A 15,953-nucleotide genomic window follows, 5' to 3' on the forward strand; every position below is an offset into this window, starting at 1 on the left:
TGGCGCACGGAAGGGCCCCGCGTGCGGGTCAGCGAGCGGCGGCGGGCGGTGCGGCTGCGGTGGCTGGGGACTGGACCTTCGCCTTGAAGGCCTTGATCATGGCGTCCCTGCCGATCAGGTTGAACTCCCTGCCCAGCGTGCGCATGATCGAGTTGGCGGTCGGGCGGTACAGGCCGTTCTTGTAGTAGCGGGCGCCTTCCACCGGGGCGATCACGCCGCCGTCCGGTGAGTCCTGGCCCAGGTAGGTGCCCCATTTGGCGCCGGTCGGGTCCGCGGTGACGTTGATTTCCCGCGGTTCGGCGCCGGTGTAGGTGGCGTACGGGTATTCGTACTCGTCGGCGAGGCCGCCGATGGAGTGACCGAGCTCGTGGACCGCGATCTGGCCCGACTGGGCGTTGGAACCCGCCGCGGTGGCCACCGAGCCGCCCGCGCCGCCGTACTTCGAGGTGTTGCCGAGGGCGATCACCTGGTCGGCTTCCGGGGCCAGGGCGGCGTACTCCTTGGCCTTGGCCTCGTTCACGCAGAGGAGGCGTTCGGTGTTGGGATCACGGCCCTGGCACCAGAAACCCATGTCCAGGGCGGTGTCCTTCAGGACGCCCTTGGTCGGGTCGTGGTCCACACCGGACTCGTTGGAGATGACGTCGACCCGCCAGACCTTGAAGAGGTACTTGTACTCGCGGAAGGGTTCCACGGCGGAGAGCTCGTCCCACTTGCTCTGGACGTTGGCGGCGTAGGTCGCGAGGTCGTCCGCGGTGTAGCCGTCGCCTACGAAGACGAGGTCGAAGCGTTCGGAGGAGGGGCGGTCGTCGCCCGCGATCTGGGTGACGTTGGCGGTGGCCAGGGATCTCAGGCCTGTTGTCGTTCTTTCCGCTGGTGCTTTCGGGGTGAGGGCCTGGGTGATGGAGCCGTCTTCGTTGAAGACCTCGCGCCACTCCATCGCCGGGGCAGCGCCACCGGTCGGTACCTGCGCGAACAGGGCCAGCGCGGTCGCGGTGAGCGCAGGGAGGATCAGCCGGGAACGTTGCATGCGATGACGCTAGGCAAGCGCCTGATCACCCACAAGGCGGCATTGGTCGGTACTTCGGGGGTGGTGTGGCGGACGCAAAAGGTGACACCGGTGGGCGCGTGATGTGGGCAACTACCTACTCTGAGGTGTGTGAACCCCACCGATCTGGCGATCTCCGGGCCGTTGCTGCTGGCCACCGGGGTTGCTCTGCTCGCTGGTTTCATCTCCTTCGCCTCCCCGTGCGTGGTTCCGCTGGTGCCCGGCTATCTGGCCTACCTGGCCGGGCTGGTGGGTGCCGAGGCGCCCCGGGTCGAGGCGAACGAACCGGCCAAGCGTGGGCGGTGGCGGGTGGCCGGGGCCTCGCTGCTGTTCGTGCTCGGGTTCACGGTGGTTTTCGTCCTGGCCTCGATGACCATCCTCGGGGCCTCGGACGCGTTGCTGCTCAACGCTGATCTGTTCCAGCGCATCGGCGGCGTCGTCACGATCCTGATGGGACTCGTGTTCATCGGGCTCGTTCCCGCGCTGCAGAAGGACGTCCGGTTCCACGCCAAGCCGAAGGCCGGGCTGGTCGGGGCCCCGTTGCTCGGGGCGGTGTTCGCGCTCGGGTGGACGCCGTGTCTCGGGCCGACGCTGGCCGGGGTGCTGGCCGTGGCGCGCAGCACCGAGATCGGGTCTTCCACGGCGCGTGGTGCTGTGCTGGTGCTCGCCTACTGCCTGGGGCTCGGGTTGCCGTTCGTGGTGCTCGCGCTCGGCGCGCGGTGGGCGCTGGGCGTGACCAAGTGGCTGCGCTCGCACGCGCGGCAGGTGCAGATCTTCGGTGGCGTGCTGCTGATCGGTGTCGGGATCGCGCTGGTCACCGGGCTGTGGGCAGAGTTCGTCGGGTGGCTGCGCTACTCGTTCGTCGACGTCGTGGAGTTGCCGCTCTAGTGATCGCCTTCCTCCGCAACACGTGGCGCGGGCTCACCTCGATGAGGACCGCGCTGACCCTGCTGTTCCTGCTCGCGCTCGCGGCCATGCCCGGCGCGTTGCTGCCGCAGCGGTCGTTGAACTCGGCCAAGGTCGACGACTACGTCGCCCAGCACGGCTGGTGGGGCGAGCTGCTGCTCAAGCTCGGGTTCTTCGAGGTCTACGCGACGCCGTGGTTCGCCGCGATCTACCTGATGTTGTTCACCTCGCTCGTGGGCTGCCTGCTGCCGCGCACGTGGGAGTACTTCAAGCAGATGCGCGCGCGTCCGGTGCTGACGCCGCGCAACCTGTCGCGGCTGCCGCACCACGCGCAGGCCGTGCTCGACGTGACGCCGGAAGAAGCGGTCGGGCGGGCGAAGAAGGCCATGCGCGGCTGGCGGATGGACGCGGGCGGCGACACGGTCAGCGCCGAGCGCGGATATCTGCGCGAGACCGGCAACCTGGTCTTCCACTTCGCGTTGCTCGGGCTGCTGGTGTCGTTCGCGCTGGGCAAGATGTTCAGCTACGAGGGCCAGGTCATCGTCCAGGCCAACGGCGGCCAGTTCTGCAACGGCGGCATCTTCAACTACGACCAGTTCCGGCCGGGGCTGCGCGTCGACGGCACGGACCTCACGCCGTTCTGCGTCGAGATCGGCAAGTTCACCGCCGACTACCTCGACAACGGTCAGCCCGTCGGATACCGGGCCGACATCCGCTACCAGTCCGGCGCCGACCTCGACTCCAACACGTGGCGGCCCTTCAACCTGCAGGTCAACCACCCGTTGCGGACCGACGGCGACCGGCTCTACCTGCTCGGCCACGGCTACACGCCGACGTTCACGGTGACGTTCCCGAACGGCGAGAAGCGCACGCAGGGCATCCAGTGGCTGCCGACCGACCAGCTGACGCTGGCCTCGGAGGGCGCGACCAAGTTCGACCCGCCGGGCGTGACGGACTCGGAGCAGCGCCGCAAGGGCCAGATCGCGGTGACCGGTCTGCTGGCGCCGACACCGTTGCTGCACGGCAGCATCCTGAGCTCGAAGTTCCCCGCGCTGAACAACCCGATGGTCGCGGTCGACGTGTACCGCGGTGATCTGGGCGTGGACGACGGGCGCGGTCAGTCGATCTTCTCGATCGACCAGAAGATGGTCGAGCAGGGCCGGTTGCAGAAGGTCGCGCGCAAGAACCTCGCGCTGGGCGAGGAACTCACGCTCGACGACGGCACCAAGGTGCGCTTCGACTCCGTGAGCGACTGGGTGTCGTTGCAGGTCTCGCACGACCCCACCCAGGGGTACGTGCTGGTGTTCGCCATCCTGATCATCCTGGGCCTGGGGGTCTCGCTGACCGTCAAGCGCCGCCGGGTGTGGGTGCGTGCGACCGGTCAGGACGACGGGCGTACGTTGGTCGAGGTCGGCGGCCTGGCCCGCACCGACCAGGCGGGATACGGCGAGGAGTTCACGCGGCTCGCCCGCGCGGTGCTGAGCAGTGCGGAAAGTGACAGGGAGAAGTCCTGATGCCGGTCAACGAGACACTCGCGACCTTCAGCGACTGGCTGTACCGCAGCGCGCTGGGCGTCTACCTCTTCGCGATCATGCTGTACGCGGTGGAGCAGGCCTTCGCCCGCGCCCCGCGCAAGGCTGAAGCGCTGGTCGGGGCCGGTGCGCCGGTGCCGGGCACGATCGAGCCGGAGCCGTCCGGGATCCGCACCGAGCTGTCGAAGCCGGAACGCATCGGCCGCATGGGCGCCGCGCTGACGGTGCTCGGCGCGTTGCTGCACCTGAGCTCGCTGGTCATGCGCGGACTGTCCGCCGGGCGTGCGCCCTGGGGCAACATGTACGAGTACATGTCGCTGCTGTGCCTCGCCGCGGTGGTGACGTGGATCGTGCTGATGGCCAAGTTCCCGATCCGCCGCCTCGGCGCGTTCGTGCTGACGCCGATCCTGGTCCTGCTGTTCCTCGGCGGCACCGTCCTGTACGCGAAGTCCGCGCCCGTCCAGCCGGCGCTGCGGTCGTACTGGCTGGTGATCCACGTCTCGGTGATCTCGATCTCGTCCGGCGTGCTGCTGATCCCCGGCGTGACGTCGATGCTCTACCTGCTCAAGGACACCTACGCGGACCGCTTCCCGAGGCTGCCGTCCGCCGACGTGCTCGACCGCATGTCGTACCGGACGACCGTGCTGGCGTTCCCGCTGTTCACCGCGGGCATCATCTGCGGCGCGATCTGGGCGGAGGCCGCCTGGGGCCGGTTCTGGGGCTGGGACCCCAAGGAGACCGTGGCGTTCGTCTCATGGGTGGTGTACGCGGCGTATCTGCACGCGCGCGCGACGGCCGGTTGGCGTGGTCGCGGGGCCGCCTGGATCAACGTCGTGGGCTTCGCGCTGAACGTCTTCAACCTTTTCTTCATCAACTTGGTCACCAGCGGGTTGCATTCGTACGCGGGTCTCTAACGACTTGAGCCCCCAGGTCGATGGAACCGGCATCGGTTGCGTACCGTCGCATCCTGGGGGTCGGGGAAGGCTCGATCCTCCTTGCTCAGGGAGGGCCACAGCGGTGAATTGGCAACCACCGGGTGAGGAACAGGGCTCCGGCCCGCAGCACGTCGACCCGCAAGCGGCGGCCTACCTCGACCCGCAGCAGTCCGGTCCGCAGCACGTGAGCGGCGGTCAGTCAGGCCCGTACAACGTGAGCGGTCCCCAGTCCGGCCCGTACCAGGTGCCCGGCCAGGCTTCCGGCCCCTACCACGTGCCCGGTTCGCAGTCCGGCGCGTACTCGGTCGAGGGCTCCGGGCCGTACCAGGTGGGCGGCGGCCAGTCGGGTGCTTACTCGGTCGGCGGCGGCCAGTCGGGTAACTACTCGGTCGGCGGCGGCCAGTCCGGACCGCACAACGCGCCCCAGAACACGGCTCAGTACGGCCAGTTCGCCGGTTCCCAGTACCCGAACAACTTCCCGCAGCAGCCGTACCGCTCGCAGGCGCAGGAAGTCTCGTCGCAGCAGCTGATCAAGAAGGAGAAGCGGCCGCCGGCCTCCGGCTGGCGCAAGTCGCTGCACGCGGTCACCGGCGGTGTGGTCAACCTCGGCGAGAGCCCGGCCGACATCCGCCGCCGCGAGCTGATCGCGCGGATCAACCAGCCGCTGCGCGGGTGCTACAAGATCGCGATGCTGTCCCTGAAGGGCGGTGTCGGCAAGACCACGACGACGACCACGCTGGGCTCGACGTTCTCGTCGTTGCGCGGCGACCGGGTGATCGCGGTCGACGCGAACCCCGACCGCGGCACGCTGGCGCTGAAGATCCCGCGGGAGACCACGGCGACCGTGCGGCACCTGCTGCGCGACGCCCCGCGGATCACCAAGTACAGCGACGTGCGCGCGTACACCTCGCAGTCGCCGGCTCGCCTGGAGGTGCTGGCGTCCGAGCAGGACCCGGCCGTGTCGGAGGCGTTCAGCGAGGACGACTACCGCCGCACCGTGGCGCTGCTGGAGCACTTCTACAACATCGTGCTCACCGACTGCGGCACCGGCCTGATGCACTCCGCGATGAAGGGCGTGCTGGACGAGGCGGACCAGCTGGTGCTGGTGTCGTCCGGCTCGGTCGACGGCGCGCAGACGTCCGCGGCGACGCTGGACTGGCTGGAGGCGCACGGCTACCGCGACCTGGTCGCGAAGTCCGTCTGCGTGATCAACTCGGTGCGCCCGAAGTCGGGCAAGGTCGACCTCGACAAGCTCGCCGCGCACTTCCAGCAGCGGTGCCGCGCGGTGGTGCGGCTGCCGTTCGACGAGCACCTCGAAGAAGGCGCGGAGATCGCGCTGGACCGGCTCGCGCCGGAGACCCGGCTCGCGTTGCTGGAACTCGGCGCGGTCGTCGCCGACGACTTCCCCAACTCGTAGCCGGGCTGTTCGCACTGCTCACGTGGCGAAAGGGGCCCTGAGGTCAGGGCCCCTTTTCTCCGTCACTCACCGCGCTTGCGCCGCTCGTCGAGCTTGCGCAGGAACTCCGGGTCGTCGTCAGGTGCGATCACTTTGCGGCCCGGCGTGTACTCCGAATGCTGTGGGGCGAAGGCCCGCCACACCAGCACAGCCACGGTGAGCGCGCCGATCACCGCCAGCAGGTAGATCATCTGGTCGCCACCTCCCTTTGCCACGAGATTACCCGCGGCACTAGGGGTAACTACGGTTTCAGTGGCGGACGGGTTCAGTTGCCTCGGTCGTCAGCTCCGACAGCAGAGCCTTCACCTCGGTCTCACGGAACCTGCGATGTCCTCCTGGCGTGCGAATCGAGCCGATGCGACCGGCGGTGGCCCATCGGGTCACGGTCTTCGGGTCGACCCGGAACAGATTGGCGACTTCCCCAGGCGTCAAGAGCCGCTCGGTGGCTGCAGTCACTCGTCCTCCTCAGATCAGACGTTCCGGTCTGATCGTGGCATCTGACCCATCAGGTACTCGAACGCTTGTTTTTTGGTAAAGAGGTAGTAAGGGACGACCAGGGCGAACCGGACATGCTTTGAGTGCACGCGGGGAGCTTTCGTTCGCTCCTGGAGCACGGGAGCGCCCCGCGTGCGGCAAGGCATAGGGTGTCGCGGGTGGATGCTCTTGATCGGCAGATCATCGCCGCACTGCGCGCCAACGGCCGGGCCACGTACGCCGAGCTCGGCAGGCAGGTCGGCCTGTCCGCCTCCGCCGTGCACGAACGCGTCGGCAAGCTCGAGTCCAGCGGTGTCATCGTCGGCTACCACGCGGTCGTCGACCCCAGCGCGGTCGGTCTGGGCGTCACGGCGCTGATCGGCATCCACCCCACCGACATCGCGGACGACAACGAGGTCGCGGACGCGTTGAGCGAGCTCATCGAGGTCGAGTCCTGCTACCGGGTGGCCGGCGACGAGTCGTTCGTCGTCAAGGTCCGGGTGGCCACCGTGGACGACCTGGAGCGTTCTCTCGGGCGGTTGCGGCGCATCCCCGGCGTGGCCCGCACGCGCACGACCGTGGTGCTGTCCACGCGCTTCGAGGGGCGGCCGAACACCGGTGACGACGAGGGCGACGTAACCTGAACGGGTGCTCGCCAGAGATGTGACGCTCTACGTCCTCGCCCGCCTCGGTCTCGTCGCGGTGGTGGCGGGCGCGCTCATGCTGTTCAAGGTTCCTTTGCTCCCGGCGCTGGCCGTCGGCGTGGTCGTGGCGCTGCCGGCGTCGTTGTTCCTGTTCAAGGGGCTGCGACAGCGGGTGGCGGTCGGGTTGAACGAGCGGCAGGCGGTGCGGCAGGCCGAGCGCGCCAAGCTGCGCGCCGAGCTGCGTGGTGACGAAGGTCCTCTTACCCAGGGGTAGCCTTCACCTGCGGTTATCGTGCCGCTGTGAGTACTTCTCTTGACCGTTGTTGCAGCAGGACCAGGCACTGGGTGTGCGAGGCCGTCGGGATCATCGAGGCGGACGCGAACCGCAGTGCGGACACCCACCTGCTGCGCTACCCGCTCCCGCTCGACTGGGGCATCGACCTCTACCTCAAGGACGAGTCGACGCACCCCACGGGTTCGTTGAAGCACCGGCTGGCCCGGTCGTTGTTCCTCTACGCGATCTGCAACGGCTGGATCACCGGCGGCACCCCCGTGATCGAGGCGTCGTCCGGGTCGACGGCGGTTTCCGAGGCGTACTTCGCGCGGTTGCTGGGGCTGCCGTTCATCGCCGTGATGCCGCGGTCGACGTCCGCGGAGAAGGTCGCGCTGATCGAGCGCCAGGGCGGCAAGTGCCACTTCGTCGACGAACCGTCGGCGATCTACGACGAGTCGCGGCGGCTGGCGACCGAGCTCGGCGGTCACTTCATGGACCAGTTCACGCACGCCGAGCGCGCGACGGACTGGCGCGGCAACAACAACATCGCCGAGTCGATCTTCGACCAGATGAAGCTGGAGCCCTCGCCCGAGCCGGACTGGATCGTGGTCGGCGCCGGCACGGGCGGCACGTCGGCCACCATCGGCCGGTACATCCACTACCAGAAGCTGGGTACGCGCCTGGCCGTGGTGGATCCCGAGTTCTCGGTGTTCTTCGACGCCTGGCGGGACAGCGCGCCGGAGCTGGTGGGCTCGCGCGGGTCGCGGATCGAGGGCATCGGACGGCCGCGGGTGGAGCCGTCGTTCGTCGGCCAGGTGATCGACCGGATGATCAAGGTGCCGGACGCGGCGTCCGTGGCGACGATCCGGTACGTGGAGGAACTGCTCGGGCGGCGGGTCGGCGGTTCGACCGGGACGAATCTCTGGGGAGCGTTCCAGATCGTGGCCGAGATGAGGCAGTCTCGCACGCGCGGGAGCGTGGTGACTCTGTTGTGCGACGGTGGCGAGCGTTACGCGAACACCTACTACGACGACTCATGGGTAGCTGCACAGGACATGGATCTCGACCCGTGTCTTGACCGCCTGAACAACTTCCACCGCACGGGGAACTGGTGACGAGCGTCCTGCGTCACAGCGTGACCTGAGCACCTGAGTCCGCAGGGGGACCCGTGTCGTCGCTGTTCACCGACGCCGCCGAGCTGCGCGCGTACGCCGACTATCTGCGCACCGAGGCGCAGGAGTTCGAGACGATCCGCAAGTACGTCCACGCCACGGCGTGCGACAAGGCGGGCTTCACCGGCCTGCTCACGTTGCTCCAGCCGGGCGTGGACGTCGTGCGCGCGCTCTTCGACGAGACGCTCGACTTCGGCAAGTCCAAGCTGGAGGGCACGGCGTCGGCGGTGGACGCGACGGCACACGTCTACGAGGCCGTCGAGCAGGCCCACGTCGCGATGTTCAACGGGATCCTGAAGTGAGCGCGACCACCTACCGGGACCCGCGCCCGGTCGCCGCGTCCCTGAAGCAGCCCGAGGTCAACAGCGCCTCCCTGAACGACGTCCTCGCCGACCAGGGCTGGGGCGTGCAGGCGGTCAACTGGGTCTTCGAGGCCGTCACCGGCGAGTCCCTGGTCGCCACGATCATCACGCCGATCACCGGCGACTGGACGAAGATCCGCGCCGACGGCGACGCGTGGCGCATGGTCGGCAACGCCATGAACGACGTCTCGTACAACCTCACCGACGCCGTCGGCAAGGTGCGCGCGCACTGGGACGGTGACGCCGCCCGCGCCCACGAGAAGTACATCGCCCTCGGCTGGAAGGCCGCCCTGTTCGCCGAGATGGGCGTCACCCAGCTCATCGCGAAGGGCTTCGACACCGTCGCCTCGGGCGCGGAGGCGCTGGGCAAGCAGGCCGCCCGCCTGCTGGACTACCTGGTCAACAAGCTGCTGGAAGCCGCGGCCACCGTCTGGATCCCCCTGGCCGGCTGGATCAAGGCCGCCGAGATGGTCTGGAACGCCTACCAGATCTACCGCCGTGTCATGGACATCATCGACACGGTCCACAAGCTCATCGCCGACGTGAAGTCGCTCTTCGACGCCGTGGGCCGCGTCTTCTCCGCCATCGGCAAGCTGAAGGACGCCAACTCCCTCGCCGAGGCCATGAACGCCACCCAGGAGGTGGCCGAGGCGGGCCGCGACGTCCGCAACTCGGTCAACGACATCCGCGACGACATGACGTCCATCAAGGACTCGGCCACCGAGATCGCCGACCGCGGCCACGACATCGGCTCGAAGGTCCGCGAGGTCTACACCCCACCCGGTACCGCCGACGAGACCAAGCCGGCGGCCGTCACCTCCGTCGCACCGGGCGGCGCGCCCGTGTCGGCCCCGCCCGTCGTGCACGGCGCCGACGCCCCTGCCACCCACGCCGCCGCAGCCACCGGTCCCGCGGTGTCCGCGCCGCCGACGCTGGGCTCGGGCTCTGGTTCCGGTGGCTCGGGCGCTGTGCCGGCTGCCGTGCACGGCAGCTCTGGCGGTGTTCCGGGTGTTCCCAGCGGCGGCCACGGCTCCCCAGCTGCCACCCCGCACGTCGACACCACCCATGCCGCGAGCGCGGCCACCGCGACCGCCCCACCGTCGCACCAGTCGACCCCGGTCGTCGGCGGGATGCCGATGGGTGCGCCTCCGATGGCAGGCGGCGGTGGCGACTCCACCCGCAGCTCGGGCTCCCGCCCCGGCTCCTCCGCCGGCTCGGCGTGGCCGACCGGCTCGTCCAGCACCCCGTCGGGTCAGGCGAAGCCGTCGGCCGGCGGCCTGCCCTCGCCTCCCGGCCACGGCGGCGCGGGTTCGGGCTTGCCGACCCCGCCGGGCCACGCCAACACGCCTTCCGGCGCTGGAGGTTCGCGCCCTGGCGGCTCGGGGCTGCCCACGCCGCCGTCCGGTTCAGGCGCGGCTGGCGCGCACGCGACGCCAGGTTCGGCGGGCACTCACCCGACATCGGGCTCGGGTGGCACGCACCCCGCTCCAGGCTCGACGGGCACGCATCCGGCACCGGGCTCGGGCAACGGCCTGCCGACGCCTCCGAACTCGGGCAGCCACCCGGCGCCGGGTGGTTCCGGCAACGGCCTGCCCACCCCTCCCGGCCACCCGAGCGCCGGCTCAGGCACGGCAACGGCCCCAGCCCCGCACTCCGGCGGCGGCCTGCCGTCGCCGCCCGGACACCCCGGCCCGAGCACGGGTGGCGGTCTGCCGTCGCCTCCGGGACACCCGAGTCCCAGCGCGGGTCCGGACCACACCACGTCCAACGGCTCAGGCGGCACGCCGCACGACCCGTCCACCTCGCATCCGCACGATCCGAAGCCTCACGACACCACCCCGCACGACGGCGGCCACCACGACACCGACGGCAAAGACCACGACACCAACCCCAGCGACGCCAAGCACCACGAAGACCACCCGGACCCCACCCCGGCCGGTCACGACGTGGACCCCAAGCACGACCAGCCCAACCATGACGCCCACACCAACCACGAAACCCAGAGCGGCCACGAAACCCACGACGGGCACGACGGCGGCCAGGGCGGCGACGACACCCCGCGGTCGCCCAAGGGGCACGACCTCACGCCCGCCTTCGACCACGCGGCCATGGCGGCGTCGGGTGAGGGCTACCACCACCAGCTCGAGCAGATCTACCCGAACCAGGCGGACCGCGACCGGTACGTCGAGCTGAGCAAGCGGCTGTCCACCGACCTGAGCCCGAGCGAGGCGCAGGAGGTGGCCCACGTCCGCAACCAGATCAAGGTCGAGTCCGGTGACCTGGTCACCAAGGTGCTGCACCAGAACGCGGTCGACGGCTACCTGAAGCAGCACGACGACCCCACCACCGACGCGGCACGCCGGCAGGGGATGGTGGCCGGGTCGATCGCCAGGGCCGAGGACGTGCACGACATCAACAAGCCGATGGCGTTGCGCGAGGGGCTGGCGCTGGACGACAAGGGCGAGGGCTGGACGCCGATCAAGGACAAGGCCGAGTCCGCGATGCAGCTGCGCTACCACCTCACCGACGACCAGGCCGCGAAGGCCGCGATCCCCTTCGGCGGGCCGGAGAAGTCGGATCGCGACTTCAGCCGGCCGCCCACTCCCGGTCAGGAGCACCGCGAGTACCAGTCGCCGCAGGAGAAGGCGCACTACGACGCGTCGGCCAAGCAGATGGCCGATGCCGGTGGAGCGGCCGAGCCCAAGCGCGGCAGGGATCCGTTCACGGGCACCGGGTACACCGGCGGCGGGGTGCCGGAGTGGGTCGCCAAGCCCGCCGACCTGCCGGACCGCGCGGAGATCTGGGAGGTGCGGGACGGCAAGGAACGCCTGCACGCCGTGTACGAGAAGGGTCTCGGCTGGTACCAGCTGAAGGAGGATGAGGCGTCGTGGTCCAGCACACCCGTGAAGTGATCGAGTACCGGGGCGAGACGTACTTCGCGGGCGCCAGGGAACAGGACAAGATCTGGATCGTCCAGATCCCCGGCGAGACCTACGCGAACGACGAGGGCTTCGAGCAGCGGGAGGAGATCCGGCGGAAGCTGGTGCCGATCAGCGAGCTCGACGCCTGGTACCGCGACGAGTTCACGGGGAAGTGGCGTGGCCAGCCGTTCGTCCTGCACCCGAACCGGGACGGCACGATGGGGGCGGACTACGTCGGGCCGTCGCAGGTCTGGGCCGAGGACAACGGTCTGGACGGCGACCCGTACAACGGCTACCACAAGGTTCTCGACCCCGACGAGCTCGAGGACGTGCAGGTCGACCGCACCGACCACCTGGCGCGGTGGAAGGAGAAGAACCCGGGATGAGCACCCCACAGGCCGTGCAGAAGGCGGCCGGCATCGGGCCGGAGACGATCCTGCAGAAGATCGTGCACCCCGCGGTCGCGCAGCTCTACCTGGGCAACGTCGTGGTCCCCGGCCGGTTCGAGCCGCACCGCACCGCCGGGTTCGTCACGCGCGGGCAGGACTTCCCGCAGGGCACCGCCGACCAGTTCGCCGAGACGTTCGGCGTCGACAAGGTCGAGGGCTGGCCCAAGGGCACGCAGTACGTGCTGCGGTTCCTGGCGCACACCACGCAGCTCTTCGACACCAGCTTCGGCGGTCCCACGCTCGAAGGCGCGCAGAAGATGGGCACCACCCGCGTCTACCCCGTGCCGTTCACCGGCACCGGTTACACGCCGAGCGCCCAGCCGATTCCCGAGTACGTCATGGAGCTCGCCGAGCTGCCCGCGGGCACCGAGCTGTGGCGGTTCGAGCCGAACGGTGAAGGGCGCAGCGTCGGCAAGTACATCCACCGCCAGATCGGCTGGTACCCGATCGGCGACGTGGGCTTCGGGCCGGGGAGGTTCTGGCAGGCCCCGGTCGCGCTGCGGCCGACCGTCCGGCGTGGACTGGTCGCGACGTTCCGCGGCCAGAGCTTCGACGTCGACTTCGGGCAGCGGCCCGGCGTGCTGGTGCTGCACCCGCTCGCCGGTCAGCCGGCGCCGCAGGACTTCGTCGAGGGCGTGCTGGAGGTGCCGGACGCCGCCGTCGAGGAGCTCGGTCACCAGCGCTTGCTCTGCACGTTCCGCGGTGCGGAGTTCGAGGTGATCGGCATCCAGGGCGACCAGGCGGTGCTGCACTTCCTGGGCGAGAACTACGAGATCGCGCAGCAGCTCGGACTGACCGAAGTGGACTTCCGGCAGTGGCGCACGGTCGTGCCGCGTGGTGAGCTCGCGGACGTCCGCGACGAGATCCGGCCGATCCGGCGCGGGCTTTTCGGGTCGAACTGATGGAGAAACGATGACCACGCCCAACGACAGCTGGAAGACGCCGGAGCTGCGCGCGGCCGAGGCGCAGGTCGACGCGCGCTTCAAGGAGGCGCAGGACCTCGCCAACCGGCTCAAGGACACGCCGCTGCCGCCGATTCCGCCGGTGGACTTCAAGGCGATCGCCCAGCAGGTCGAGCGGGCCGCGCAGGAACGGGACGCGCCCGAGCAGTTGAAGGCGTTGAAGCGCAAGGTCGACGCGGGCGAGTTCACGTGGGAGGACGTCGTCTCCGGCAAGGCGGCGGACGACCCGGACGTGCAGGCCGTGCAGCAGGAGAACGTCAAGAAGATGAAGCAGGCGTTCCAGATGCTGCAGGAGGGCATGACCGTCGACGAGATCATGAACGCGCAGGGCCCGCGCAGAGGCCGGGGTGACGACGGCGACGAGACCGACCCCGACGTGTTCGCGGAGGACAAGTGGTGATGACGGTCTGGCGGACACCGGACGTCCTGGCCGCGGAGGACTTCCTGACGAGCGCTGTCGCCGAGTCCGACCGCGCGATGCGGTCCGCCCAGCAGGGCCTCAAGGGCAAGGAACCGTCCACTGAGGACGTGCGGAGGGTGATGCAGTTCGCCAGGTCGGGCGACGCCTCGCCGGCGATGCGCCAGCTGGCCGACCGCATCGCCCGCGGCGCCGGGCTCAGCTGGCGTCAGGTGCTCACCGGCGAGGCGAGCCACGATCCCCTTGTGCGCCAGGCACTCGACGCCGACCGCGCCAGGCTCGACGAGCTGATCAAGGGCGAGACGGCCCCTCCGCCGCCTCCCCGCAGGCCCGTGCGGCGGGACGACGAACCGCCGACCCAGTTCACCGAGGACGCGTGGTGACCGCGGTCAGCCGAGAACCAGCCCGACGCTGACGAGCACCGACCACGCCAGCATCGCGATCCCGGTGAACTGCAGCACCGGGATCAGCTCGCGACCACCGCGTCCGGCCGCCACCCGGCGCACGGCGGGCAGCAACACCGGTGCCGCGAGGAATCCGAGCAACGCGTAGGGCACCCGCACGGTCATCCCGAGCGCGATCACGAACGGCACGGCCACCAGCGCGAGGTAGAGCCTGCGGGTGTCCTTGTCGCCCAGCACGACGGCCAGGGTCCGCTTGCCCGCCACCGCGTCCGTCGGGATGTCGCGCAGGTTGTTCGCCACCAGCACCGCGGCCGAGATCGACCCCATCGCGATCGAGGCGCCGATGCCGATCCCGGTGATCTCACCCGTCTGCACGTACATCGTGCCCAGCACCGCGGCCGGGCCGAAGAACAGGAACACCGCGATCTCGCCGAGCCCCGCGTAGCCGTACGGACGTTTGCCGCCCGTGTAGAACCACGCCCCGGCAATGCACACGGCGCCGAACGCGATCATCCACCAGTGTCCGGACAGCGCCACCAGCGCGATCCCGGCCAGTGCGCCGACCCCGAGCGAGACGAACGCCGCCAACCGGACCGAGGCGGGCGTCGCGGCACCGGAACCGGTGAGCCGGAACGGCCCCACCCGGTTGTCGTCGGTGCCGCGAATGCCGTCGGAGTAGTCGTTGGCGTAGTTCACACCGATCTGCAGCGCGACCGAGACCACCAGCGCCAGCACGGTGTAGAGCGCGTTGAACTCGTCGATGTGGTGCGCCGCCGCCGCACCGACGATGACAGGCGCGATCGAGTTCGGCAGCGTGCGGGGGCGGGTCCCCTGGATCCACTGGACGGCTGAGGCCATGCCTCCATCCTCCGTCACGGCCGCTGAGGACCCGCCGAGGGGTGCATCAGCAGCTGGTCGCTCCGCTCACGCCGGCGACGTACGCCTTGGCGATGTGCTTGCCGGACGCGATGCGGTACCAGACGTTCGACGTGCCCTGCGTACCCGTCACGGACTCGCCCGTCAGCTGGCAGGTCACCCTGACCTGGGCGTAGTTCGCGGCCAGACCGACCTGCGAGGAATCGGAGTTCGCGGCGCTGCGGACGTTCACCGTGCCGTTGGCCGCGGACGTGCGGACCGTCCCGACAGGACCGGAGCCGGTCCACAGGTACGTCACGGTCACCCACGAGTTCGTGGTCAGCTTGAGGCCGTCCAGGAACGTGCCGTCGGCCAGGTCGATGCCGGCGGGGTTCGCGACCCTGCGGCCGGACTGGTCCTTGCCGCCGTTGTAGCCGTCCTCGTACGCGGCCTGCGCCTCGGGCTTGCCCTGCGGCAGGTCCTTCCACATCTCCCGAGTCGAGGACGGGTTCCAGTAGTCGTCCTTGGTGTTCCACGGGCCGACGTCCCACACCGGCGCCCACTCGCAACGGCCGTTCGACGCGCACAACTGCACGCTGTAGCTGCCGGAGTTGTTGGGCGCCAAGCCACGCCGTGACGGCAGCGCGACGAAGTGGTCGCGTGAACGGATCGTGTGGCCGTTCGCCGTCGTGGCACCGACAAGACCCTCGCGCGTCGCGTAGACGCGGTACGCACGTCCAGCGGCAGCAACGGAAACGTCAGCCGCGGCGGGAGTGTTGGTGGCGGTCAGCTGTACGCGTTCTGCCTTGCCACTGTTCAAAACCACGCGCGTCTGCACGGTCGAGGTGGTCACCGGCAACGTGGCCGGCGCTTCCATCCACTCGGTCCACTGACCGTCCGGGCGCAGACCGCGCACGTCGGCGACGCCATCGCCGGTCACCACCGCCGTGACCGTGTTGGCGGGACGGGCGAGCGTGTGCGGTTCCAGCTCGACCAGGCCCATCCGCGGGGAGCCGCCCCACGAGACGGATCTGTGGTGCAGGTCGGCGGACCACTCGTTGCCGGTTGCCGCCTGGGCAGGAGACGCCAGTCCGGCCACCAAGGCGGCTCCGGCGACCAGCGGTAACAGGTAGCGCATGAGAAA

The 15,953-nt window shown here is 69.7% G+C and carries 18 protein-coding genes; 13 read left to right on the plus strand and 5 right to left on the minus strand.

Going from position 1 to position 15,953, the window contains the following annotated elements; translation table 11 throughout:
• Window positions 1-28: 28 nt before the first annotated feature.
• Complete coding sequence (locus ABZV40_RS15835) at window positions 29-1,027, minus strand: M64 family metallopeptidase (RefSeq protein WP_355440960.1); 999 nt, start codon at window positions 1,025-1,027, stop codon at window positions 29-31.
• A gap of 129 nt (window positions 1,028-1,156) precedes the next feature.
• On the opposite strand from ABZV40_RS15835, the gene ABZV40_RS15840 reads away from it, so the two are divergent.
• From ABZV40_RS15840 to ABZV40_RS15855, 4 genes are all read left to right on the plus strand, one after another.
• Window positions 1,157-1,933, plus strand: a complete 777-nt coding sequence (locus ABZV40_RS15840; protein WP_355440963.1) for a cytochrome c biogenesis CcdA family protein — start codon at window positions 1,157-1,159, stop codon at window positions 1,931-1,933.
• A 41-nt stretch (window positions 1,934-1,974) separates the two neighbouring features.
• Complete coding sequence (locus tag ABZV40_RS15845) at window positions 1,975-3,465, plus strand: cytochrome c biogenesis protein ResB (RefSeq protein WP_355441103.1); 1,491 nt, start codon at window positions 1,975-1,977, stop codon at window positions 3,463-3,465.
• The gene (gene ccsB / locus ABZV40_RS15850) at window positions 3,465-4,397 is read left to right on the plus strand and encodes a c-type cytochrome biogenesis protein CcsB (RefSeq protein WP_355440966.1); all 933 of its coding nucleotides are present in this window, start codon (window positions 3,465-3,467) and stop codon (window positions 4,395-4,397) included. Before ABZV40_RS15845 ends, ccsB begins: the two co-directional genes overlap by 1 nt.
• A 205-nt stretch (window positions 4,398-4,602) precedes the next feature.
• Entirely contained in the window at window positions 4,603-5,835 is a 1,233-nt protein-coding gene (locus ABZV40_RS15855; protein WP_355441106.1) for a MinD/ParA family protein, read from the plus strand.
• A gap of 62 nt (window positions 5,836-5,897) precedes the next feature.
• On the opposite strand, the gene ABZV40_RS15860 is transcribed toward ABZV40_RS15855, so the two are convergent.
• Complete coding sequence (locus ABZV40_RS15860) at window positions 5,898-6,065, minus strand: hypothetical protein (protein WP_355440968.1); 168 nt, start codon at window positions 6,063-6,065, stop codon at window positions 5,898-5,900.
• A gap of 58 nt (window positions 6,066-6,123) precedes the next feature.
• Complete coding sequence (locus tag ABZV40_RS15865) at window positions 6,124-6,330, minus strand: BldC family transcriptional regulator (protein WP_030473853.1); 207 nt, start codon at window positions 6,328-6,330, stop codon at window positions 6,124-6,126.
• A gap of 197 nt (window positions 6,331-6,527) precedes the next feature.
• On the opposite strand from ABZV40_RS15865, the gene ABZV40_RS15870 reads away from it, so the two are divergent.
• From ABZV40_RS15870 to ABZV40_RS15910, 9 genes are all read left to right on the plus strand, one after another.
• Window positions 6,528-6,992: an Lrp/AsnC family transcriptional regulator gene (locus ABZV40_RS15870; protein ID WP_355440971.1), complete on the plus strand. Its 465-nt coding sequence runs from the start codon at window positions 6,528-6,530 to the stop codon at window positions 6,990-6,992.
• A gap of 4 nt (window positions 6,993-6,996) precedes the next feature.
• Window positions 6,997-7,266 carry a DUF4229 domain-containing protein gene (locus ABZV40_RS15875; protein ID WP_355440974.1) on the plus strand — a complete coding sequence of 90 codons (270 nt, stop codon included), beginning with the start codon at window positions 6,997-6,999 and terminating at the stop codon, window positions 7,264-7,266.
• Between the two features lie 71 nt (window positions 7,267-7,337).
• The gene (locus ABZV40_RS15880) at window positions 7,338-8,381 is read left to right on the plus strand and encodes a PLP-dependent cysteine synthase family protein (RefSeq protein WP_355440977.1); all 1,044 of its coding nucleotides are present in this window, start codon (window positions 7,338-7,340) and stop codon (window positions 8,379-8,381) included.
• Between the two features lie 53 nt (window positions 8,382-8,434).
• On the plus strand, window positions 8,435-8,740 hold the full coding sequence (locus tag ABZV40_RS15885; protein ID WP_355440980.1) for a hypothetical protein: 306 nt from the start codon (window positions 8,435-8,437) through the stop codon (window positions 8,738-8,740).
• Window positions 8,737-11,712: a hypothetical protein gene (locus tag ABZV40_RS15890; protein ID WP_355440983.1), complete on the plus strand. Its 2,976-nt coding sequence runs from the start codon at window positions 8,737-8,739 to the stop codon at window positions 11,710-11,712. Before ABZV40_RS15885 ends, ABZV40_RS15890 begins: the two co-directional genes overlap by 4 nt.
• Window positions 11,688-12,107: a hypothetical protein gene (locus ABZV40_RS15895; protein WP_355440987.1), complete on the plus strand. Its 420-nt coding sequence runs from the start codon at window positions 11,688-11,690 to the stop codon at window positions 12,105-12,107. The genes ABZV40_RS15890 and ABZV40_RS15895 overlap by 25 nt, the downstream gene beginning before the upstream one ends.
• Window positions 12,104-13,072 carry a hypothetical protein gene (locus ABZV40_RS15900; protein WP_355440990.1) on the plus strand — a complete coding sequence of 323 codons (969 nt, stop codon included), beginning with the start codon at window positions 12,104-12,106 and terminating at the stop codon, window positions 13,070-13,072. Before ABZV40_RS15895 ends, ABZV40_RS15900 begins: the two co-directional genes overlap by 4 nt.
• 10 nt (window positions 13,073-13,082) lie before the next feature.
• On the plus strand, window positions 13,083-13,532 hold the full coding sequence (locus ABZV40_RS15905) for a hypothetical protein (protein WP_355440992.1): 450 nt from the start codon (window positions 13,083-13,085) through the stop codon (window positions 13,530-13,532).
• Window positions 13,532-13,933, plus strand: a complete 402-nt coding sequence (locus ABZV40_RS15910) for a hypothetical protein (RefSeq protein ID WP_355440994.1) — start codon at window positions 13,532-13,534, stop codon at window positions 13,931-13,933. Before ABZV40_RS15905 ends, ABZV40_RS15910 begins: the two co-directional genes overlap by 1 nt.
• A gap of 6 nt (window positions 13,934-13,939) precedes the next feature.
• On the opposite strand, the gene ABZV40_RS15915 is transcribed toward ABZV40_RS15910, so the two are convergent.
• Together ABZV40_RS15915 and ABZV40_RS15920 are read right to left on the minus strand one after the other, a co-directional pair.
• Window positions 13,940-14,812, minus strand: a complete 873-nt coding sequence (locus ABZV40_RS15915) for a 1,4-dihydroxy-2-naphthoate polyprenyltransferase (protein WP_355440996.1) — start codon at window positions 14,810-14,812, stop codon at window positions 13,940-13,942.
• A gap of 46 nt (window positions 14,813-14,858) precedes the next feature.
• Window positions 14,859-15,947 carry an SH3 domain-containing protein gene (locus ABZV40_RS15920; protein ID WP_355440999.1) on the minus strand — a complete coding sequence of 363 codons (1,089 nt, stop codon included), beginning with the start codon at window positions 15,945-15,947 and terminating at the stop codon, window positions 14,859-14,861.
• Window positions 15,948-15,953: the final 6 nt, after the last annotated feature.

The organism is Lentzea sp. NPDC004782, assembly GCF_040609115.1.
In the GTDB taxonomy this organism is placed as follows: domain Bacteria; phylum Actinomycetota; class Actinomycetes; order Mycobacteriales; family Pseudonocardiaceae; genus Lentzea.

Bases quoted from the DNA above. Each gene is read 5' to 3' on its own strand.
- ABZV40_RS15835 (WP_355440960.1), bottom strand. From the start codon at position 1,027: ATGCAACGTTCCCGGCTGATCCTCCCTGCGCTCACCGCGACCGCGCTG.
- ABZV40_RS15845 (WP_355441103.1), top strand. From the start codon at position 1,975: ATGAGGACCGCGCTGACCCTGCTGTTCCTGCTCGCGCTCGCGGCCATG.
- ccsB (WP_355440966.1), top strand. From the start codon at position 3,465: ATGCCGGTCAACGAGACACTCGCGACCTTCAGCGACTGGCTGTACCGC.
- ABZV40_RS15860 (WP_355440968.1), bottom strand. From the start codon at position 6,065: ATGATCTACCTGCTGGCGGTGATCGGCGCGCTCACCGTGGCTGTGCTG.
- ABZV40_RS15900 (WP_355440990.1), top strand. From the start codon at position 12,104: ATGAGCACCCCACAGGCCGTGCAGAAGGCGGCCGGCATCGGGCCGGAG.
- ABZV40_RS15905 (WP_355440992.1), top strand. From the start codon at position 13,083: ATGACCACGCCCAACGACAGCTGGAAGACGCCGGAGCTGCGCGCGGCC.
- ABZV40_RS15910 (WP_355440994.1), top strand. From the start codon at position 13,532: ATGACGGTCTGGCGGACACCGGACGTCCTGGCCGCGGAGGACTTCCTG.
- ABZV40_RS15915 (WP_355440996.1), bottom strand. From the start codon at position 14,812: ATGGCCTCAGCCGTCCAGTGGATCCAGGGGACCCGCCCCCGCACGCTG.
- ABZV40_RS15920 (WP_355440999.1), bottom strand. From the start codon at position 15,947: ATGCGCTACCTGTTACCGCTGGTCGCCGGAGCCGCCTTGGTGGCCGGA.